The sequence below is a fragment of the Microcystis aeruginosa FD4 genome (genome assembly GCF_009792235.1).
Lineage (GTDB): Bacteria > Cyanobacteriota > Cyanobacteriia > Cyanobacteriales > Microcystaceae > Microcystis > Microcystis viridis.
Map to the genome: position 1 here is coordinate 1,082,698 of NZ_CP046973.1, position 19,636 is coordinate 1,102,333.

The window sequence follows — 19,636 nt, forward strand, 5'->3', positions numbered from 1 at the left end:
TTCTCCTACATACTTACGAGCGACTACGCTTTGCAGTGTACCACAGGGCTTTCGCCGAAAGAAACGATATCCTCCGATTCTGCCCGATCTTGCAACAGTGCTTAACATCCTCTGTTACAAAAGTTTATTTTATTGTCTGTAGATGTTTTTTGATCGATGTGTTGTATTGTGTTACACCAATAGAGAAAAAAAGTGCTAAACCCCTCTCCCAAACTGGGAAAAGGGGATATTTTCGAGGATTGTTAAGCTCTTGCTTTCAACCAATCGCTAATAGCGGGGGGTAAATCCCGTTGCACTTTGCCACTGACATACATTCCGATATGTCCGACCGGGAAAGCACAAGCGGTATAGTCAGAAGTACCGATATAATTCCCTAAAGCGAGGGAAGAAGCGGGAGGTACAAGGTGATCTTTATCCGCATAAAGATTGAGAATTGGCATGGTCAGATTGTGTAAATCTACCCGTTTATCTCCTAACATCACTTCCCCTTTAATCAGTTTATTTTGCTGATAGAAATCCTTGAGAAACTGTCGATAGGATTCTCCCGCTTGGTCGGGACTATCAAAAATCCATTTTTCCATACGCAGAAAATTAACTAATTTTGATTCGTCTTCCATGATGTCAGGAAAATCGAGGTATTTCTGATAACCTAACTGCAAAGGTTTCAATTCCAGAAACTCTAAGTTGAGAAAATCTCCCGGGATATTTCCCATAGTATCTACCATTAAATCGATGTCTAACGCTTCGGAACCCAGGGAACACCCCCCGCGCATATTTAAGAGGGTCTCGGTTTGATAAAAGTCCACCGGTGTCACCATTGTCACCAGATTTTTTACCTTATCGGGATAGAGGGAACTATAGCATAAACTAAAGGTTCCTCCCTGACAAATTCCTAACAGATTAATCTTGTCGAGATGATGACTTTGACGAATAAAATCGACGCAATTATCCACATAACCATTGATATAATCATCAAGGGTTAACCAGCGATCGCTTCTGGTGGGATATCCCCAATCAATTAAGTAGATATCTAAGCCTAATTTCAGCAGATTGGCCACTAAAGAACGCCCTTCCTGTAAATCTACCATGTAGGGACGATTGACCAAAGCATAAACCATCAGCAAGGGAATCTCGAAGGGTTTTTCAACCACGGGTTTAAAGTGGTAGAGAATGATTTTATCTTCCCGATAAACTGCTTCTTTTTCCGAGACTCCACACTGAATATCTTCTTCTTTAACTCGTTTGAGATTGTCTAAACCTTTGAGATTTTTCTGAGTTAATTCTAGATAATCTTGGGTAAAATCTTCCAGTTTCACTTGCGTCAAAAATGGCCACATAATTTAATTCTCCTAGGGAAGTTGGGTGATAGGGAAGTGGGGAAGTGGGGAAGTGGGGAAGTGGGGAAGTGGGGAAGTGGGGAAGTGGGGAAGTGGGGAGGTGGGGAGGTGGGGAGGTGGGGAGGTGGGGAGGTGGGGGAATTTCAACTAAAACCCTAAAACCCTAAAACCCTATCTCCTGAATCCTGAATCCTGACTCCTGATAGCTTACCTGATTGTCAAGCACAATTAACTAATTGTTACTTTCTATTTCTTTTTTTTCTCCTAAAGTTTTTTTGAGACTTTTTACCTCTTTGCGTAATTCATAGATAGTCCGATGAATTTCATCGACTTCGCTGCGGGTAGGCAGATTCATTGAGCGCAGGTAAATTTCCATTAAATCCTGCTGTTTGAGGCGATAATCATTGAGGGAATTAATAAATTTTCCTCTTACTTTTAGGTTTTCTGGTTGACAAAAAGCCTTTTCAAAAATATCATCAGCGACGACACTCCACACATCTTGAAATTCTCGCCAATCCTTGACAGGTTGACCTTTTTCTGCTAGGAAAACTAATTTTTTAGTTAAAGCTTCAAAGGATTTAACTTGAATATCAGCCAGCACAATTTGATAGTTAATACTAGCTTGATAAAGAATGCGCCAAGTTTCAAAACTATCGAGTAATTTGCGGTTAAATTCTCGCGGCAATCCCAATAAAGGCATCTGCAACCATTGGCCAAAAGTTTCATCATAAAACTTCTGCCAATAGATATTATTGAGTTCGATTAAAGAAGAAGTGTTACCTAACCAAGCTTTGGTTATTGTGTCATTTGACAGCACCAAAGGATCGAACCATAAATGATTGAGACTTTGCAATTGTTGCAGGTAAATTGTCCATAGTTGACTGACATCTTGACTACTTTGGGAAGTGGTGGCAGTAAAACTATTCAGTTGACCGCGCATCTGTTGGGTATAATTATCTAAAATTGTTTGCCAGTCTTCTCCTGTTTGCATTTTCGGAAAGATACTTTCCCAAGCTTCCATCGATAATTTTAGGAATTTGATCAATAAATCCCGATTATCAAAATAGCGCTGGGTTGCCTCTTGCAATTCTGGTTTAATATTGCCCATAGGAGTCGGTATCGCCCCCATCATATCAAACCAACTTGACCACATTTTTGCGCCAGTTTCCGTCCAAAGATTGACGTAATCGGTGGCCATCTCACTCCAAGCTTGTGTCGGTTTATCCATTATTTTTGCCCTTTTCCTTTAACTCTAATTTCGCTAGTTTACTAACCCACCCTACACCCGATAACTGATAACTGATAAGTCATATTTTTCCAGACTTGGCAATTTTTGCTAGTAATCTTAACGCTTCATTGACTGAGGCTGAATCTTGAAAAATTTCCGCCACATCGGGATCGAGAATGATCACATTACTAGCCTGTCGATAAGCTTGATAATATTTGCCACGAATACCACCAGAAAAGTCATATTCAGTCCGCATCTCGTCATTAACCGTTTCTTCAGACTCCTGATTCATAATTTTTTCTCTCCTGTTTACTAGCTAAACGGGCGCTAATTAAGCGAATCTCATTTTCTCTTTCTGTATGGGATATGACTAACAACTTTTGTAATTTTGACTGTCCTATCGTCAGAAAACGAAACTCACCCACTGAATCAAGCAACTTAGCAGGGACAATAACAAACACATTTTCCATCTTTGAATTAGATAACTGATAACTTACCCACTGATAACTGATAACTGATAACTGATTAGGTGTGATGGGCCCCATTAACTCTGAGGACTTCTCCAGAGACATAACTGCTGGCAATAGGAGAGAGTAAATAAGCAGTTGCCCAGGCGATATCGGCGGGTTCACCGAAGCGACGACAGGGAATTTCGGCGGTGATTTTATCGCGAACTTTCTCGGGAATCGCTAAAGTCATTTCCGTGTTAATAAACCCCGGCGCAATCGCATTGGCGCGAATATTATAACGGGCAGCTTCTCGCGCTAAGGATTTGACTAAACCGATAACTGCCGCTTTTGTGGCCGCGTAATTAGTTTGGCCGGCATTACCGCGATCACCGGAAATAGAACTAATACAAACGATCGATCCCGCTTGTCGTTCGTACATTCCCTCAATAAACGGCTTAATCGTGTGATTAACCCCTTTTAAGTTGACATTAATCACTAAATCCCAATCTAGCGGCGTTAATTTAGGGAAAAAGTTATCTCTGGTAATCCCCGCGTTAGCGACGATGCCATACACTGGCCCCAATTCCGCTTCAATTTGTTGAGCTGCCGCTGCCATCGATTCCAACTTAGTCACGTCGGCAACGATGCCTAAACCCTGGGGATTATCGGTGGCTAAATCGGTGTAGGCCACCTTGGCCCCCAAATCTATCAAAAGAGAGACAATAGCCGCCCCAATGCCTCGATTTCCGCCGGTGACGACGATAACTTTCTCCTCTAGTCCCAGAGATACCATAGCTTTTTCCTCCTAAACTCTTTCAATTGCGATCGCTGTTCCGCCACCGGTCCCATGACAGATGGCCGCCATACCGAGGGTTTTATCCTGTACTTGCAAAGCGTTAATTAACGTCACCAGAATCCGCGCTCCGGAAGCACCGATGGGATGACCTAATGCGATCGCACCACCGTGAACGTTTTGTTTTTCCCTCGCTAACCCCAGATCCATCTCAAAAAGCAGATTATTTAAGGCAAAAGCTTCGTTATTTTCCACTAAATCGAAGTCTTCGAGCGTTTTATCTAGGGATGCCAGTAATTTTTTCACCGCTAGGACGGAGAATTCTGGGAAGCGCTCGGTTTTTCCAGCACCCACAGCACCGCCAAGGATTTTGGCAATTGGTTTTAAACCGTACTGATCCACAGCTTTTTGACTGGCTAAAAGGATAGCGGCGGCCCCATCGGAAATCTGACTACTATTCCCCGCGGTTAAAACTCCCGACGGATTAAAAGCCGTCCGCAGTTTTCCTAACCCTTCTGGGGTACTATCGGGACGAATACCCTCATCTTGATCAATAATTGTGGAACCTTTCTTAGATTTGATCTCAATTGGCACGATTTCGCCCTTAAACCAGCCTTTTTCTGTGGCTGTGGCCGCTCTTTGGTGGGATAAAGCGGCAATTTCGTCTAATGCTTGCCGAGAAACCCCGCGATCGAGACAGAGGCGATCGACTTGGGAACCCATACCCTCACCCGTGGTAGCATCGGTTAAGCCATCGTGGACTAATAGATCCGTTAATTGTTCCGGCGCACCCATGAGGGATTTATAACCCCACCGGGCCCGATGGGAGAGAAAAAAGCCAGTTTGGGACATGGATTCGATGCCACCGGCGAGGACGAGATCCGCTTCTCCTGCGCGAATTGAGGTGGCAGCGTTACTAACGGCCATCATTCCCGAAGAACAAACCATATCCACCCGATATCCGTCCACGCTTACGGGAATTCCCGCTTTAATCGCCGCTTGTCGGGGAATTAACTGACCATGACCCGATCCCAAAACATTGCCGAAAATGTACAAATCTAGGGCTTCTGGGGGCAAATTAGCGATTTCTAGGGCGGATTTCATCACTGTTGCCCCTAAATCGGCCGGGGATAATCCGATTAATCCCCCACCAAAACGACCAATTGGAGTCCGGACAGCGGCCACGATATAAACTTCTTGCATAGACTTCTCTCTATTGGGAAGCGAAGATAATAGATAGAATTTACTTAAGAATATCGAGTCCGAAAAAAGCAAAATCCCAATTTACTGTCATTGGTTAAAAGTTCCTGGCCTCGATGCCTTGAGTTTTTGTCTATCTACTCTCGATTTTGCAACAGAATTTCTGGGTAAGAAGATATATTCATTAGAATTTAACTTTTCTGGCAGCAATCCCCTTTTTTTATGGATTTAGTCAAGCGCCTAGTTTTTATCGGTGGGGGTCATAGTCATGCGATCGCCCTTCGTCTTTGGGGACAATCACCCCTCAAAAACGTTCAATTAACTTTAATTAGTGATGTCACCCATACCCCCTATTCGGGAATGTTACCCGGTCACATCGCCGGTTTTTATGATTTTGCTGAGACTCATATCGATTTACCTTCTCTAGCTAGGTATTCTCAAGCGCAATTCTGTTTAGCTACAGCTAATTTCATAGATACGGAAAAATGTCAAGTAATTTGTAATAATTCTTCACCAATTCCCTTTGATTATCTCTCGATCGATATCGGCAGCATCCCGGCAGTAGATAATGTTATCGGTGCTAAAGAGTACGCTATTCCCGCCAAACCAGTGCCGATTTTTCGGGAAGGATGGCAAGAAATCCTGAAAAAAGCGGTTAGTAACCCTAATAATCCTCTCAATATCGTCATTGTGGGTGGTGGCGCGGGCGGGGTAGAATTAGCTTTAAATATGCAGTCCCGTTTGGCTAAAATTATCAACTCTAGCAGTAATTTGAATTTATCTCTAATTCATCGAGGAAAAAAACTACTACCAGCCCATAATAATTGGGTCGGTCAACGTTTAGAGAAGATTTTTAAACAAAGGGGAATTAGATTATATTTATCAACGAATGTAATAGAGGTAAGACCAGATCAAGTTATCTGTTCATCGGGGTTAGTTTTACCCATAGATTATACAATTTGGGTAACAGCTGCCTCGGCCCCTAGTTGGATTAAAGAGTCGGGATTACTGACAGATGAAAAAGGTTTTATTTTAGTGAATAATTATCTGCAATCTCTTTCCCATCCCCATATTTTTGCCGTGGGAGATATTGCCACGATTCCAGATTATCCCCGTCCGAAAGCGGGAGTTTTTGCCGTCCGACAAGGAAAACCTTTATACGATAATTTACAAAGAATTCTGCAAAATCGGCCCTTAACACCCTATTTTCCCCAGAAAAATTATCTGAGTTTAATCGGTACAGGAGACCAAAAAGCGATCGCATCTTGGGGCGGTTTTGGATGGCAATCACCGTTATTATGGTTATGGAAAGATCGGATCGATCGAGCTTTTATGAGACAATTTGATACGCTCTACGATACTTTACCAAAATCTCGATGATTACGAGTTAATAAAATCACTCCACAGGACAGTGCAATCGCTTCGATTCGAGCATCCATCTTTACCAGAAGAATGCTTAGATAATCTGTGTCTAATAAATATCTCATATAGTCATTTCAGATAAGTCTGATACAGTCTAGACCGACAAAACCCTTAGGAACTCTGGGATTAATATTCTCAATCTTAATTGAAATGACTATAATTCTAATTGTAGTTGAGCGTCGAGACTTGCTACTCAAATTTCTTAAAAAGGTGCGTTGTCAAATTGAAAGATGATCCGAATCAGCACCGGAACTGAAATTACTTTGATAGCAAGGATTGCATTGCATCTTTCATATTCTGATCTGACAACGCCTAAAAAGGTGCGTTACATTCCCTTAACGCACCCTACAAGATCTAAAGTAAAGTTAGAGAACGAATAAGCATAGCATAGGTTTGGTTTCCTTGCGTCAACCCAACCTACAGGGTTTATTTAAGGACAATGTTGGGACTTATCTAATTTATTAATAGCGTTATTTACCCGCATTTTAAATGTTGGATCATTGTAATTTTTTGATGTTTTTAAATTGCAAACCTTTTGATATTGGGGTGAACTCCAATCCTTAATCTTCCCTAAGGTGTAAGCAATATACAAGTTTTTAAGATATGGGTTCTCTTTATTGTCATTGTCACCAACTATGCCGCCGATCAAAGCCTTCACCACTAGGGGTTTTGCTTCTGGATCCTTATTGGCTAACTCACTTAAAGTCAAACTTGCAGTTTTTCGCTCAGACGTAGTAAATTTTTGAATCAAGTGTTCTATTTGGATTGTTACTTTATCAGATTTAAGCTTTGATATACTCGTCGCTTGTTCTTGTGCTTGTTGTTTGTCTTCAGGAGATGGTGGCTCATATAAATGGGGTTGTTGTTCTGAAAATTGCCATAAGATGGATTTACATTTTGTTGCATTGACATTATCAGCTAGTCGGTTAAAGATAGGACCCAAATCTTTACTGCCATGATAAACAGCATCCGTGATACGCGCGAAATTTTCGCATTCGCTTGGGTTTGTAGAGTAGATTACATTTCTGTTGGTTAAAAATATTCCATAAATATCCTTTAGTCTATTTTTGTGCGCTTGTTCTTTCAGATCCTGAATCTCTGCATCTTTTTGAGCAATCTCTCGGTTTTTTTGAGCAATCACTGTATTTTGTTGAGCAATCTCTTGTTGTTTGTCACGAGCTACTAACCCCAGACTAATTAAAGGGATTAATGCACCTGCAACAACAGTTAAAAAAGTTTTTAACCAATGATTATCCTCTTTAAGTTTTTCATATTCTAATATTATCTTGGCTTGTTCAGGATTCAATTTTCTCAGATCTTCAAGTGATACACCTGCATGAGGTAACGCATTCTGATTGTTCCGATTTTGAAACCGTGCTTGCAAATTTTGAAGCCATGCTTGTAGAATTGTCATCTGCTTGTCCTCGTTTGAACGAATTAATATTGCTTGGCTTTACGCCGCTGTAACCAGCGTTTGAACGAAGTAGCACTTTCTGTAGATTGTTTGCCAAGCAACAATCCTTCAATACCGATATCCTCATCGAGTTCTGGCCAATACATACCATAACCTCCACCGCTAATTTGAACATTAACACGCTCAGCCGGACTACCATGAGCCAGACGCGGATACCAACCAATCGGGACAGCAATGGTACGACCGTCTTCGAGGTCAACAGACAGGGTATCATCTGTCACCGTGACACTAACTATTTTAGGCTGGGCCAGTGTCACCACCGCAGAAATCATCCCATTCATGTCTCAATACCTCCAGATGTTCACGGATTATACGCTCAATGTCACGCAACTCTCTGCGATTATAACCGTGATTTGTTGCCAGTGTGACATCGGGATCTAGCCAGAATTTGGCGCTTCGGTTCTCTCGATCTGCGTGTATATGTCGTGGTTCATGGCAATCATAGGAATAGAAGTAGAAGCGGTAAGGACCAGTCCGTAAGGCCGTCGGCATAGGTACAGATTGCCCCCAATCTTGACTTTATCTATTAGACATCTCCAAAAATTATAATCCAGTCACAGCTTGCTTTTAGTTTGTGTACTCACTAAATAGTTCGATAGCTGAAATGTATATCTATCGTTGCTAATTCAATTTCACTGAAAAAATATGAGGCAATTAAAATAATTTTTATTCGGGTAGATTCCTTAACTAGAAAGACTTTTGCTCTTGAGATAATATTAGGTCGAGGTCTATTCTTGACCAAAGATCAAACATAATTAGGGTTTGCTGAATAAATCTAAAAACCTTGTCGGATAACACTTTTGGACTTTTTTGACATCAAAAAGTGCCTGACCTTGGAGTGATCGGGGGGAAAATTCAGGCACTTTTTCCCTGAAAAATAGGTAATTGACCACCTGAAAATCGGTAAAACCCTACACCCTACACCCTACACCCCGCCCCCAGGAAAAACTTTTTGCCGCAAACCCTAATTAAGTATTCATCAGTTATGTAATAATCTGTGCTGACTTCCTGAAACTGTCTGACAGGCTTTTTTACTTTATTAAGCGAAATTTCCTTATAGATATAATCTTTTGAATCCTGAGAATTAGTAATGAATAAAACCAATCTATCAAATTGAATATCTAAAATAGCTTGTGAGATTGCGAGTTGAGTTTTTCCTGTTCCCGCAGGTCCATCAATAAGGATTGGAGTTTTAACTTTATAAAAACCATCTAAAATTTCTTGTTGCTCTTTAGTCAGCTTAATTATAGTTTGTCCCTCATCTTCTAGTTCTGCACTTAGGGATTTTCTAAATTCTGATTTAGGGGTAATTAACGTTTTAATTTCTTCTACTATCTTTTTGCCAAGAGGTTGATGACTATTATTACTATAATGACTATATATTTCGTTGATTTTCTCACCTAGATTTTTCAGATCATCTCTAAATAAAGTAACGTCTCTTTCCATAAAGAGAGCTAAATTTCCCTCTAAAATATCAATATGAGGAAAACAAATTGCATATCCACAAGGTATCCAACGATTTTTCAAACTAGGTAGTTTACCTCTTAGAAATAACGGCAATTTTTTTGAGTTAGCTAATTGTTTTTTGTAGGGATTTTGATAAGAAATATTATCTCCCGATTTCCACTGATCATGTTCCCCGTCGTAAGAAAATCGAGTTCCTCCCTTGACTTCAATAATCAATAGACCTTTCTGGGGATGAACTAACAAGAAATCCGTTTCTCTTTCAGTTCTAGCTCCATCTTTATTCTTAAAAATCCAGTATCTGTCTTGAAAAATGTAAAAATCATCGTCAAGTTGAGATAGTAAATGATATACTTCTGATTCTCCCCGTAAATCAGGATTAGAAGGCGCATCTGGGGGAAACATTTTAGCCATAATTGATATTACCCATAATTAAAAACGAGCGATCACACAGTGTGCCTTCGGCAACGCAACTCTCTAAACCCTAACTTACCCAAAAATGCCTCATACTTATCTTGACTTCCAATAAAATAAGGAAGTAAAGCGATAAATCAACAAAATGCTATGGTCATCAATCTCAATATCCCGCCCTCCCAACCATCAGCTAATCTAAAGGTAAAAATACTGATAGAAACCCTTAAAAATGGTCAATATGCTGTATCTATCGCTGAATTGCCTCATTTTCGAGTCCAAGCACCCACCAAAGAAGAAGCCATTTCCCAACTACAAACAACCTTTATCGAACAAATTAGCCAAATTGAAACGATATCATGGACAACACCCCTAGATAACCCCTCACCCAATTGGCGAGAATTTGCAGGTATCTTTGAAAATGACGCAGATTTTCAAGAAATCATGGATACACTTCAAGCAGAACGTACTTTAGATGATGACAGTGAAGTAGATCCCTCATATTATCTGTAGAGGATAAAGATTTGTGTCTCAATATATTCTCGATACTGACCATATTTCCCTAATTCTTCGCAATCATCCCCAAGTTATTGCTAATGCGTCCCGTCATTCCATTTCCGTTACAATAATTACTGTTCAGGAACTTTTCAACGGTTGGATGGGTAAAATTAACGATCCTTGGGCTATCAATAATCTGCCCCAACTCTACTCAAAACTTTCAATAACCGTCAAATATCTGCAAACAATTGAGATTCTAGACTTTACAAACCAAGCAGATAATCTTCTCAAACAATTACTTAAAGAGAATCCGCCTCTGCGAAAAAATCGCCTACAAAAAGATCTGCGAATAGCTGCTATTGCATTATCACTTAATGCTACAGTCGTTACTCGTAATCAAAGAGATTTCAGTTTAGTACCCAGATTATCAATAGTAGATTGGACGGGGAGCTAAAGCCAGTTTTACCCTTTTATTTCCCTAATTTTACCCTTAAACTGTTCTAAATTCTCTCTTAAACTCTCATAAATACTATTACTCCAAAATGGGGTCGTGATTCCACAGTGGTGGTAAGCCATATTGCTTGCCCTGTATGAAGTGTGTATAATACTTATTAATAAAAATAATTTATCCGAATCAGCCTTAAAACCTCTAACTTAATGATAACTTTTCTGATAAATATCTTTTTGTGGCTCGTGAAAAGCTTATTCAAGCACCAGTCGCTCACAGAACAAAATCATCCTTCTAGTCCGACTCTATTCCCTTGTCCTAGTTATGGTTCTCACCATACCATCAAGAAGAGTTCTACTGATCATGATAAATCCAAACGTCAAGGTAACACTCGTCCCTGGTTGCCTGGCCAAGTTTTCCACAATACTGTTAATCTTTTATTTCTTCTGGTGTCCCCTAGTTCTGCATACTGTAATTCTTGGGCTGCCCATTTCTCCATTTTTTTCCTGACATCTCAATACACTCCTTCTTTCAAAACTATACCTCTCAATCGTTTCCGCCTTTTTTAAGTTTCTTCTCTTTTTGTTATTGAAAGATGTGACCAATGGATACCCGAAAAGGAGCGAGATTTTAAACCCAAAATTCTGATAAAGTAAAAATCGTCCCGATAGCTTGACTGGTTATCGGGAGAAAACGTCAATAGTTTGTTAAATAGTACATATAAACCAATGCCACGTCTTCGCTCGATTATTTCCCTAGTTTTAGTCCTAGTTACTACCCTGCTGGTTAGCTGCAGCGGTCCGCAAGCAACTATCCCCACCGTCTATAGTCCGCAAAAAATCGAACAGTTACAGGTTTACATCCAACCTATCGCAGAGTTTCGCCAAAAAATGAGCGTTTTGCAAGACCTCATCGCTGACAAAAATTGGGTAGATACTCGCACCTATATCCACGGTCCTTTGGGGCAATTGCGTCAGGAAATGGTAGGATTATCCCGTAATTTACTGCCCAAAGACCAAGAAAAAGCCAAGCAGTTAGCGAAAAATCTTTTCGTTCACTTTGAACGTATCGATGCGGCAGCCAAAGAAAAAGATGCTAGTCTCGCTGCTAATCAATTCCAAGAAGCATTAAAAGACTTCGATGCTTTCTTAAATATTGTTCCTAGTTAGTTTGTATTAGTGATCAGTTATCAGTGATCAGTTATCAGTGATCAGTTATCAGTGATCAGCTTTTAAAAAAATCTCCGGCTTTTTGCCTAGAGATTTTTGTCAGAGAGAAGCACACAAAAACTTTTTTTTATTTATAGCAGCAAAATTTAACCCTCCGCAAGGGCAAGGATGATATTGGTTAAAATGATCAAGCTGGCACTCAAATCATTAAACCCTGATGCCGAAAAACCTTCCAGAAAAAAATTTTTCTTTTGGGGTAGGGGGTACGGGTAAATTTTTCTTCAGGTTCGGGTTTATTGAGGAGTAGGGACAGGAAAAATATACTCAAAAACACAGTGATCGCACTTATCTTAATAGTGAGGTACGAAGTCTCTGGTTTTAGGGAACAGGCAGCGGGGAGAAGGGAGTGGGAATTATGGATTATGAAGTGGGAAGAATAAATAAAAATAATCTCCTGTCTCGGAGTCTCCTGTCTCCTGATAAATGCTATTTTGGTTTAGTTTGGACGCTAATAGGGCCATTGACCATGGTTTGACAGGCTAAACGATAATTTTCGGGTTTTTTCTTCAGACAGCGCTGCTCAAAGTCGGTTTTAGCCGAGAGATTTTCCATACCCTCGACAATTGCCACTATACAAGTACCACACTGACCGTAACCGCCACAATTCATCAATTTACCGCCAAAAGTGTAGATATCAACGCCATTCTGGATTGCTTTCTCTCGTAAATTCGCTCCATCTGCCGCTACCACGATCTTATTCTCTTTGACGAAGTTGATGTTACCCATGACTGTCTTACCCTAAATTTTTGCAAATTAATATTAAAAAATATTAAATTTTTTTGATTGTAACATTTTTGGCTCGCTCTTCTAAATATTCGGCGATGCCAATAGCGATCGCTTTTTTGCCGATAAATTTCCTCAATGCCGCTTTTGTGACCAAATAAGCCACCTGTTCCCCGTGATCGCCCTTTTCCTCACCCCGATTAGCAATGACGGCCTGATAGCCCTTTTCTAGGCGTTTACGAGCGATTTCCAGTAACTCTTCCTGACTGACTCCCTCCTGATACTTGAAAGTCACCATCTCTAAATCGGGAAATTTTTCTCTCACCTTGTCAATCACTTTTTCCGTCGGCACAAAATTAAGATTTAACTGCCCTCCACTGGGAATCTTAGCAGAAAAAGGGCTTTCTAAGCGATAATCTGCCACTGCCGCCGAGAAAATCCCAAACTTATAATCTTTACTCCCTAATTCTCCCATCACCTTCCCTAGATACTCGTCATAAGTTTCGATAATTTCGTGGGGTAAATAAGCGGGGGGTGTATAGCTGCCCCGTCCGTGGATTAACTGCACCTTGGCCCCACGCAGGTATAACTCTTCTGCAATAGCGACCCCTAATTGTCCAGTAAAACGATTAGTTAAACGACGGATATTATCGATAATCACGGGGGTGGGTCCACCGGTGACTAAAATCGGCAGATTTTTCAGCACAGAATTACTGAGAATCCCACAGGCTGCCACGGTAATCTCTTTTTCCCCGGGGAGATTGTGCTTACCGTAATCATCCCGGGGTGGCATAATCTGGACTCCCAAGCGATCGAGAGTTTGCAAAGATTCGCTCAGAATAGCATTATGTAAACTGCCGTGCATGGTGGGGACAAGCAGAATTTTAGTTTTTCCCTTTTCCTGTCGTCCCAAGGCCGAGGCCAAGCATGAAGTGATCACTCCGTCAGCGATTCCGTAACGAAACTTATTAATCGTGTTATAGGTAGCGGGGGCGACTAAATAAAGATCAAAGGGAGATTGATCGCTTAAATGTTCTGCTTTTGCCGTTAATTGACTAATTACGGGATTAACCGTACTCCATTCCAAAGCTTCCTTAGTGACGTATCTTAAAGCTTCTTCCGAGACAAAAGCCACGACTGTAGCCCCGAATTTCCGCAAAGATCGGGCAATTAGTGGCGCTTTCATGGCCGCAATCCCTCCCGTTACCAGTAAAGCAATCCGTTTACCCCAGAGATGATGACTTTCTAAGGGTACTTCGCGATCGCTTAATGGCGAATCCGTCGGAGGGGAGAAATTCCAAGTCATAAATTTGGGGGTGGGGAAATGGGGGAATGGGGGAATGGGGGAATGGGGAAATGGGGGAATGGGGGAATGGGGGAATGGGGGAATGGGGAAATGGGGGAATTCAACTAAAAACCCCAAAACCCCAAAACCCTAAAATCTCAATACCCAACACCTTCTAACTGATCACTGATAACTGATTCGGTTATCCCTATTCAAGATTTGTCTATCCCTGAGGGAGAAACTGGTTATCCTAGTAAATAAAGGGTTGCTTCGGTGTTCTTATGATTGACAAAATTTTAACTAAAGTTCGATCGCTTGCCAAGCCGTTATTAGTTCTAGGATTAGTGACAACGTTGATTTTAGGCAGTATTCCCAATGCTTTAGCGGCATCGGGGGGTAGAATGGGGGGCGGTAGTTTTCGCGCCCCTAGTCGCAGTATTAGTCCTTCTAGAGGTGGTGGTTACAGTTCCCCGGGTTACGGTGGAGGTATTGGTTTTCCTTTCCTCTTACCCTTCTTTTGGGGTGGTGGTGGCGGTGGCTTAATTTCTCTGTTAATCTTTTTTGCTATTGCCAATTTCCTCGTTAATGCTTTCCGTAATGGTGGAGGTAGTGACGAAAACGGTATGGCTGTTGAACCGGGATATGAAACCGTCTCCGTGGCTAAAGTACAGGTGGGTTTGTTGGCTAATGCCCGTTATCTGCAACAAGAATTAAATCAAATCGCCCTAACTGTGGATACTAGCACCTCCGAGGGACGCGTCGAAGTCTTACAAGAATCGGCCCTCGCCCTGTTACGTCATCCGGAATACTGGGTTTATGGTAACGTCGATTGCCAACAAACCAGCCTCAGCAGTGCAGAAGCGAAGTTTAATCAGTGGTCCCTCAACGAACGCGGTAAATTAACGGCGGAAACCTTAACTAATTACAATAACCAACTGCGTCAAGGTTCTAGAGAAAATATTTTACCCGAATCGGCTGGAGAATTAGCTAAAACCGCACCGGAAGGCTATATTTTGGTGACTATTTTAGCCGGCATTGTTGGTAAATTTTCCCTAGCCAAAATTAATGATTCCCAAGACTTGAAACAGGCCCTGCAACAAATTGGTAGTATGGGAGGCGATCGACTTTTGGCGGTAGAAGTGATCTGGACTCCCCAAGCCGAGGGTGATATTCTCAGTCAAGATGACATTCTCGCTAATTATCCCGATCTGAAATTAGTGTAATTTTTCGGTGGATAACCCTAGATAGCGACCAAAATCTCCCCTTCAAAGGGAGATTTTTTGATTATTAAAGAATTGCTCCCATTAACAATATAATTCCTGAATCCACTGCCATTCTTGGGCTAATCCTTCGGCTAGGGAGACTTGGGGATTATAACCTAAGATTGTACGGGCTTTGGTGACATCGGCGGCGGTGTGACGGGCATCTCCTCGGGCCAATCCTTGATGCGATCGCAAAATCGGTTTACCGATGACTTTTTCCATGGTATCCAAGACATCCAACAATACCACGCGACTACCCCCACCAATATTAAACACCTCCCCCACCGCTTCCGGCACTAGGGCAGCGGCTAAATTAGCGGCTACAGCATCGCTAATAAAGGTAAAATCGCGGGTTTGTTTGCCATCTCCGTAGATGCCGATAGCTTTACCTGCGATCGCTGCTTGCAAAAACTTATGGAAAGCCATATCGGGACGTTGCCGCGGTCCATAAACGGTGAAATAACGCAAGGCAGTGACGGGAACGTTAAAATTCTGGTGATATAGCCAACAGAGTCTTTCTGCCGCTAATTTGGTGATGCCGTAGGGTGAAACTGGTTGGGGACAAAGGGTTTCGGGAGTCGGCATCGTTTCCGCATTGCCATACACCGAGGAAGTGGAAGCAAAAACCATCCTTTGTAAAGAAGGGGTTTCCTTAGCGGCCTCAAGAATAATTTGAGTGGCATTTATATTCCTTTCGGTATATTGACGAAATCCATCACCCCAGCTTGCTCTGACTCCTGCTTGGGCCGCCTGATGGAATAATACTTCTACTCCTTGCAACAGTTGTCGCCAGTCGAGGGCTTGTATATCCGCTTCAATTAACTTAAATTCGCGATATTTTGCTAGAATATGGGCATTTTTGCGCTTTAAACTGGGGTCGTAATAATCGTTAAATTGATCGATACCGATCACCTGATCTCCTTGTTCTAAAAGCTTTTGGGCCAAGTTAGAACCGATAAAACCTGCGACACCAGTAACAATATGAGTAGCCATTTAATCCTAGTCGTTGATATTTTGTCTCGATTGTAATCATTTTTGCGCTTTTTGCCGCAATCAATGTCCGCCGTCAGTTGTTAGCTTTTAGGGGTTAAAATCGATAGATTTCTTGAAAATATAGGAATTTTACTGGTTTTATCCAATTTTGCCGATCAGATAAAAAACCTACCAGATGCTGCTGATTCCGTCGCAGTTGATCCCATCCCTTTTAGCGAGGGACTTCTGGCGACATCTCAGTTAAACTGGCATTTTGATAATAATGGCTGAGAATGCGATCATAAGTCACCCCTTGATCGGCGAGGGAAAAAGCGCCCCATTGACTTAAACCGATCCCATGACCGAAACCGCGACCATTGATGGCAAAAGTACCGTTATTAGCTGAAATCGTGAATAGGGTACTACGCAGCTCCAGTATTCGCCGTAATTGGGTATCAGAGATTAATTTAGAGCCTTGAGCGCCCACTACACGCATTGTAATCACTCGTCCGTGGGGAGTGATCCTTTCGGGAGATAGCGATCGCACGCGACCGACACCACCGATTAAACGGCCTAATTCACTGGCACTAAAGTTTTTTGACCATTGAAATACCGGTGCGACCTGATCGTAATCGACGACACCGCGCAGGTAGGGTAAGGGGGAATTCCAAACATCTTCGACATTTTCTGTATGACCCCCAGAGGAGGAGTGAAACACCGCTAGAATCGGTTTGCCGTTGAAGATCATAATTTGTCCGGCGGTGCCATCAACGGCCTCGTGGGTGCTAGTAAACTCGCTTTCCAGACCCTTATAAACTTGGGTGCGGGTGGTGGTATCGAGATCGTAGATGCGATTGCCGGAAGTATTCATTTGGTAGAGAGCATAGGTACGCGCCGCCACGGATTGGGCTTTTAAGGCCTCTTGCGGCCAGGAGGGAATCGCTTCCGCACCGACGACACTATAGAGATATTCCTCTAAATCGACTAAATTTACGGCTGTCACCCCAGAACCTTGCCGAATGATCCGTATCCGTCCTCGATACCAGCGATCGTTAATCCAGACGTAACCATCATTCTCCGGTTCGATGAGCAATTGACTGGCCTGCCAATCGGCCAAACCCACCGCTTTTCCTCTGGGATTAGCATTGAGGGCATTCATGGCGGTCAATTCTCCTAAGACTCTGCCGGCCCCATCTTTTACCACAGCATCGGTGGAACTGCCCACGGAGACGGCACTAACACCTTTACTGATGGCAATGCGTAATTCGACAGCAGCCTGGACTGGAGCGATAATCAAAGCCCAAAAAACTAGGACGAGCCAACTATAGGCAGGAAGGCGCAGCAGGCAACTGCCCAGCAGCCTTGCTGTGTGTTTATTGGTCATGGGGATCGGACTCCTCACACAATCGATCGATAATCAATTTTAACCGGACTGGGATTTTTTTGCTACTCCAGTTCGGAAAAATTTTTCCGCTGCCACTTTTTCCCGATTGTCTGACAATTTTTCTCTCCTCTGGCCCCTGAATCGGCAAATTGCCTTATTTTGTCCGATTAATCGGGATTTATTCGGGTTAGTCGATTATTCTATAGCGGTATGCAGTCGAATGAGGTATACTGCAACAAGCTATAAGTCAGTCTAGGCAAGACGATGGTCTGTATCTCACTCAAGCGAATACCGCTATATCCGGTTAGAAGTCCACGAAAAAACAACCGAAGATATAAGGGTACGGAAAGAAGATATCGACCGGCAGTCGGCCGAGTTTAACCAATGGATGACCAGAATCAAAGCAAGGCTGGACGCAATCGCAGGCAAGCTCGAACGGGCCAAAAACAACACCAAGTAGAGCGAACGCAAAGCGCTCGCTACGCCAGATCGCATTCTCTCGCTCAAAGGAAAAGGTGCTTCATGAGTTTATCTAAAAATGTCGGGGTGAAGACCCTCGGTTTTACCGACGGGATGAAACCCCGACCAAAAGCAAACAGCGAAGCACGACTCAATTGACAATCTAGGCTTTGTGGGTTAGTATAAATATAGTTGTTTGAGGTCGATAAACAATGATTGTCTTAGAAATGAAAGCAGTATTAAAACCAAGTCAATGTACTGCCATTGACGATGCTATTCGGACAGTTCAGTTCATCAGAAACAAAGCTTTAAGACTTTGGATGGACGCGAAAAGAGAAGATAAAATAAATAAATATTCTCTCAATAAATACTGTGCAGTTTTAGCTAAAGAGTTTGAGTTCGCTAATGAACTAAATTCTACAGCTAGACAAGCATCGGCAGAACGGGCATGGTCTGCTATTTCTCGTTTCTATGACAATTGTAAAAAAGGTGTGAAGGGCCAGAAAGGTTATCCTAAGTTTCAGAAGAATAATCGTTCTGTAGAATATAAACACTCTGGCTGGAAACTATCTGACGACAGAAAGAAAATTACTTTCAGTGACGGAAAAAATATCGGAACAGTTAAACTGAAAGGAACTAGAGACCTGAATTTCTACCCCTTAGACCAAATTAAACGGGTAAGGATTGTCAGACGCGCCGACGGCTACTATATTCAATTCTGCCTGAATTTAGATGTTCGGGAATATGCAAAACCCCTTGAACCATCTAAGAAGTGTGTGGGATTAGATATGGGGCTAAAAGTATTCTATGCTAACAGCGATGGAGAAACGGTAGAAATACCGCAATACTATCGTAAAGCTGAGAAAACCTTAAATCGTCTCAATCGGAAAAAGTCTAAGAAGTTCCGTCGAGGACAACCCCAATCAAACAACTACCAAAAAGCGAGAAAGAGATATGCTAAAAAACATTTAAGAGTAAGTAGGCAACGTAAAGGCTTTGGCTCAAAAGAGGCATTGCGCGTAATTAAATCTAACGATTTCATCGCTCAGGTCGATTTAAATGTTAAAGGCATGGTAAAAAACTCAAAACTAGCTAAATCTATTAGTGATGTGGCTTGGTCAACTTTTCGACAATGGTTAGAGTATTTTGGTTTTAAATATGGTAAGGCTACAGTAGCAGTAGCTCCCCATAACACCAGTCAAAATTGCTCTAATTGTGGTCAAAAAGTCCCTAAATCTCTATCTACTAGAACCCATGTTTGTCCCGATTGTGGCTATGTAGAAGATAGAGATATTAACGCCGCTATCAATATTCTCAAAAAGGGACTAAGTACGGTAGGGCATACTGGAACTCACGCTTGGGGAGAGATTCCCTCTGGTGAATGTTGGATACGTCCTGCCAGATTAAGGAAACTCAGTGAACCAAGAATCCCTCGCTTTTAGCGATGGGAGTGTCAATGTCGGCAAATCGATCGCTTCGACCAACTAACTGAACATAAGCCCACCTTATCATTCCGACAAGTAATACTTTTGTCAAACCCCTTTACAAACCGTTACAAAATCTCTAAGATAGAGACATCATCAATCGTACCTCGATAA

At 42.0% G+C, this 19,636-nt stretch carries 22 protein-coding genes and 1 pseudogene; 8 read left to right on the top strand and 15 right to left on the bottom strand.

Annotated elements, in window-relative coordinates; genetic code table 11:
- Positions 1-242 precede the first annotated feature (242 nt).
- Entirely contained in the window at positions 243-1,337 is a 1,095-nt protein-coding gene (locus GQR42_RS05505) for a class III poly(R)-hydroxyalkanoic acid synthase subunit PhaC (protein WP_158199210.1), read from the bottom strand.
- 21 nt (positions 1,338-1,358) lie between these two features.
- Here GQR42_RS05505 and GQR42_RS05510 point away from each other — a divergent pair, with 21 nt between their 5' ends.
- The gene (locus GQR42_RS05510) at positions 1,359-1,496 is read left to right on the top strand and encodes a hypothetical protein (RefSeq protein WP_158199211.1); all 138 of its coding nucleotides are present in this window, start codon (positions 1,359-1,361) and stop codon (positions 1,494-1,496) included.
- 73 nt (positions 1,497-1,569) lie between these two features.
- On the opposite strand, the gene phaE is transcribed toward GQR42_RS05510, so the two are convergent.
- The 5 genes from phaE to phaA all read right to left on the bottom strand — a co-directional run bounded on the left by phaE (position 1,570) and on the right by phaA (position 5,010).
- Entirely contained in the window at positions 1,570-2,565 is a 996-nt protein-coding gene (phaE, locus tag GQR42_RS05515) for a class III poly(R)-hydroxyalkanoic acid synthase subunit PhaE (protein WP_158199212.1), read from the bottom strand.
- A 79-nt stretch (positions 2,566-2,644) separates the two neighbouring features.
- Complete coding sequence (locus GQR42_RS05520) at positions 2,645-2,857, bottom strand: hypothetical protein (RefSeq protein ID WP_002784823.1); 213 nt, start codon at positions 2,855-2,857, stop codon at positions 2,645-2,647.
- A complete protein-coding gene (locus tag GQR42_RS05525; protein ID WP_158199213.1) occupies positions 2,841-3,035 on the bottom strand; it encodes a BrnT family toxin in 195 nt (64 codons plus the stop codon). The genes GQR42_RS05520 and GQR42_RS05525 overlap by 17 nt, the downstream gene beginning before the upstream one ends.
- Before the next feature lie 55 nt (positions 3,036-3,090).
- Positions 3,091-3,807 (bottom strand): acetoacetyl-CoA reductase PhaB, encoded by a 717-nt coding sequence (phaB, locus tag GQR42_RS05530; protein WP_158199214.1) that lies wholly within the window; start codon positions 3,805-3,807, stop codon positions 3,091-3,093.
- Between the two features lie 12 nt (positions 3,808-3,819).
- Positions 3,820-5,010: an acetyl-CoA acetyltransferase PhaA gene (gene phaA, locus GQR42_RS05535; protein WP_158199215.1), complete on the bottom strand. Its 1,191-nt coding sequence runs from the start codon at positions 5,008-5,010 to the stop codon at positions 3,820-3,822.
- Between the two features lie 219 nt (positions 5,011-5,229).
- On the opposite strand from phaA, the gene GQR42_RS05540 reads away from it, so the two are divergent.
- Positions 5,230-6,387, top strand: a complete 1,158-nt coding sequence (locus tag GQR42_RS05540) for an FAD-dependent oxidoreductase (RefSeq protein WP_158199216.1) — start codon at positions 5,230-5,232, stop codon at positions 6,385-6,387.
- 472 nt (positions 6,388-6,859) lie between these two features.
- Here the strand turns inward: GQR42_RS05540 and GQR42_RS05545 are convergent, their stop codons facing one another.
- The 4 genes from GQR42_RS05545 to GQR42_RS05560 form a co-directional block, all read right to left on the bottom strand.
- Positions 6,860-7,843, bottom strand: coding sequence for a hypothetical protein (locus GQR42_RS05545; protein ID WP_158199217.1), 984 nt, complete (start codon positions 7,841-7,843; stop codon positions 6,860-6,862).
- A gap of 23 nt (positions 7,844-7,866) precedes the next feature.
- Positions 7,867-8,163 (bottom strand): DUF2442 domain-containing protein, encoded by a 297-nt coding sequence (locus GQR42_RS05550; protein WP_233271279.1) that lies wholly within the window; start codon positions 8,161-8,163, stop codon positions 7,867-7,869.
- Entirely contained in the window at positions 8,141-8,395 is a 255-nt protein-coding gene (locus tag GQR42_RS05555; RefSeq protein ID WP_158199218.1) for a DUF4160 domain-containing protein, read from the bottom strand. Before GQR42_RS05555 ends, GQR42_RS05550 begins: the two co-directional genes overlap by 23 nt.
- Positions 8,396-8,821: 426 nt before the next feature.
- Positions 8,822-9,781: a nuclease-related domain-containing protein gene (locus tag GQR42_RS05560; protein ID WP_233271280.1), complete on the bottom strand. Its 960-nt coding sequence runs from the start codon at positions 9,779-9,781 to the stop codon at positions 8,822-8,824.
- 150 nt (positions 9,782-9,931) lie between these two features.
- Between GQR42_RS05560 and GQR42_RS05565 the strand changes: the two genes are divergently transcribed.
- Positions 9,932-10,291 carry a hypothetical protein gene (locus GQR42_RS05565; protein ID WP_002763370.1) on the top strand — a complete coding sequence of 120 codons (360 nt, stop codon included), beginning with the start codon at positions 9,932-9,934 and terminating at the stop codon, positions 10,289-10,291.
- Positions 10,292-10,304: 13 nt separating this feature from the next.
- Positions 10,305-10,730, top strand: coding sequence for a type II toxin-antitoxin system VapC family toxin (locus tag GQR42_RS05570; protein WP_158199219.1), 426 nt, complete (start codon positions 10,305-10,307; stop codon positions 10,728-10,730).
- A gap of 335 nt (positions 10,731-11,065) precedes the next feature.
- Here the strand turns inward: GQR42_RS05570 and GQR42_RS05575 are convergent.
- Positions 11,066-11,223: pseudogene (locus tag GQR42_RS05575) on the bottom strand (IS4/Tn5 family transposase DNA-binding protein); the annotation flags it as partial.
- 229 nt (positions 11,224-11,452) lie between these two features.
- On the opposite strand from GQR42_RS05575, the gene psbQ reads away from it, so the two are divergent.
- Positions 11,453-11,893: a photosystem II protein PsbQ gene (gene psbQ / locus GQR42_RS05580; RefSeq protein WP_158199220.1), complete on the top strand. Its 441-nt coding sequence runs from the start codon at positions 11,453-11,455 to the stop codon at positions 11,891-11,893.
- 486 nt (positions 11,894-12,379) lie between these two features.
- Here the strand turns inward: psbQ and GQR42_RS05585 are convergent, their stop codons facing one another.
- On the bottom strand, positions 12,380-12,679 hold the full coding sequence (locus GQR42_RS05585; protein ID WP_002790976.1) for a 2Fe-2S iron-sulfur cluster-binding protein: 300 nt from the start codon (positions 12,677-12,679) through the stop codon (positions 12,380-12,382).
- A gap of 43 nt (positions 12,680-12,722) precedes the next feature.
- On the bottom strand, positions 12,723-13,982 hold the full coding sequence (locus GQR42_RS05590; RefSeq protein ID WP_158199221.1) for a phosphopantothenoylcysteine decarboxylase domain-containing protein: 1,260 nt from the start codon (positions 13,980-13,982) through the stop codon (positions 12,723-12,725).
- Positions 13,983-14,008: 26 nt separating this feature from the next.
- Here GQR42_RS05590 and GQR42_RS29415 point away from each other — a divergent pair, with 26 nt between their 5' ends.
- Positions 14,009-14,140, top strand: coding sequence for a hypothetical protein (locus GQR42_RS29415; protein WP_257792618.1), 132 nt, complete (start codon positions 14,009-14,011; stop codon positions 14,138-14,140).
- A gap of 102 nt (positions 14,141-14,242) precedes the next feature.
- Entirely contained in the window at positions 14,243-15,184 is a 942-nt protein-coding gene (locus tag GQR42_RS05595; RefSeq protein WP_158199222.1) for a DUF1517 domain-containing protein, read from the top strand.
- Positions 15,185-15,265: 81 nt separating this feature from the next.
- Here the strand turns inward: GQR42_RS05595 and GQR42_RS05600 are convergent, their stop codons facing one another.
- Positions 15,266-16,216, bottom strand: a complete 951-nt coding sequence (locus tag GQR42_RS05600; protein WP_158199223.1) for an NAD-dependent epimerase/dehydratase family protein — start codon at positions 16,214-16,216, stop codon at positions 15,266-15,268.
- Between the two features lie 211 nt (positions 16,217-16,427).
- A complete protein-coding gene (locus GQR42_RS05605; protein WP_158199224.1) occupies positions 16,428-17,579 on the bottom strand; it encodes a SpoIID/LytB domain-containing protein in 1,152 nt (383 codons plus the stop codon).
- 671 nt (positions 17,580-18,250) lie between these two features.
- On the opposite strand from GQR42_RS05605, the gene GQR42_RS05610 reads away from it, so the two are divergent.
- On the top strand, positions 18,251-19,480 hold the full coding sequence (locus tag GQR42_RS05610; protein ID WP_233271281.1) for an RNA-guided endonuclease InsQ/TnpB family protein: 1,230 nt from the start codon (positions 18,251-18,253) through the stop codon (positions 19,478-19,480).
- Positions 19,481-19,636 lie beyond the last annotated feature (156 nt).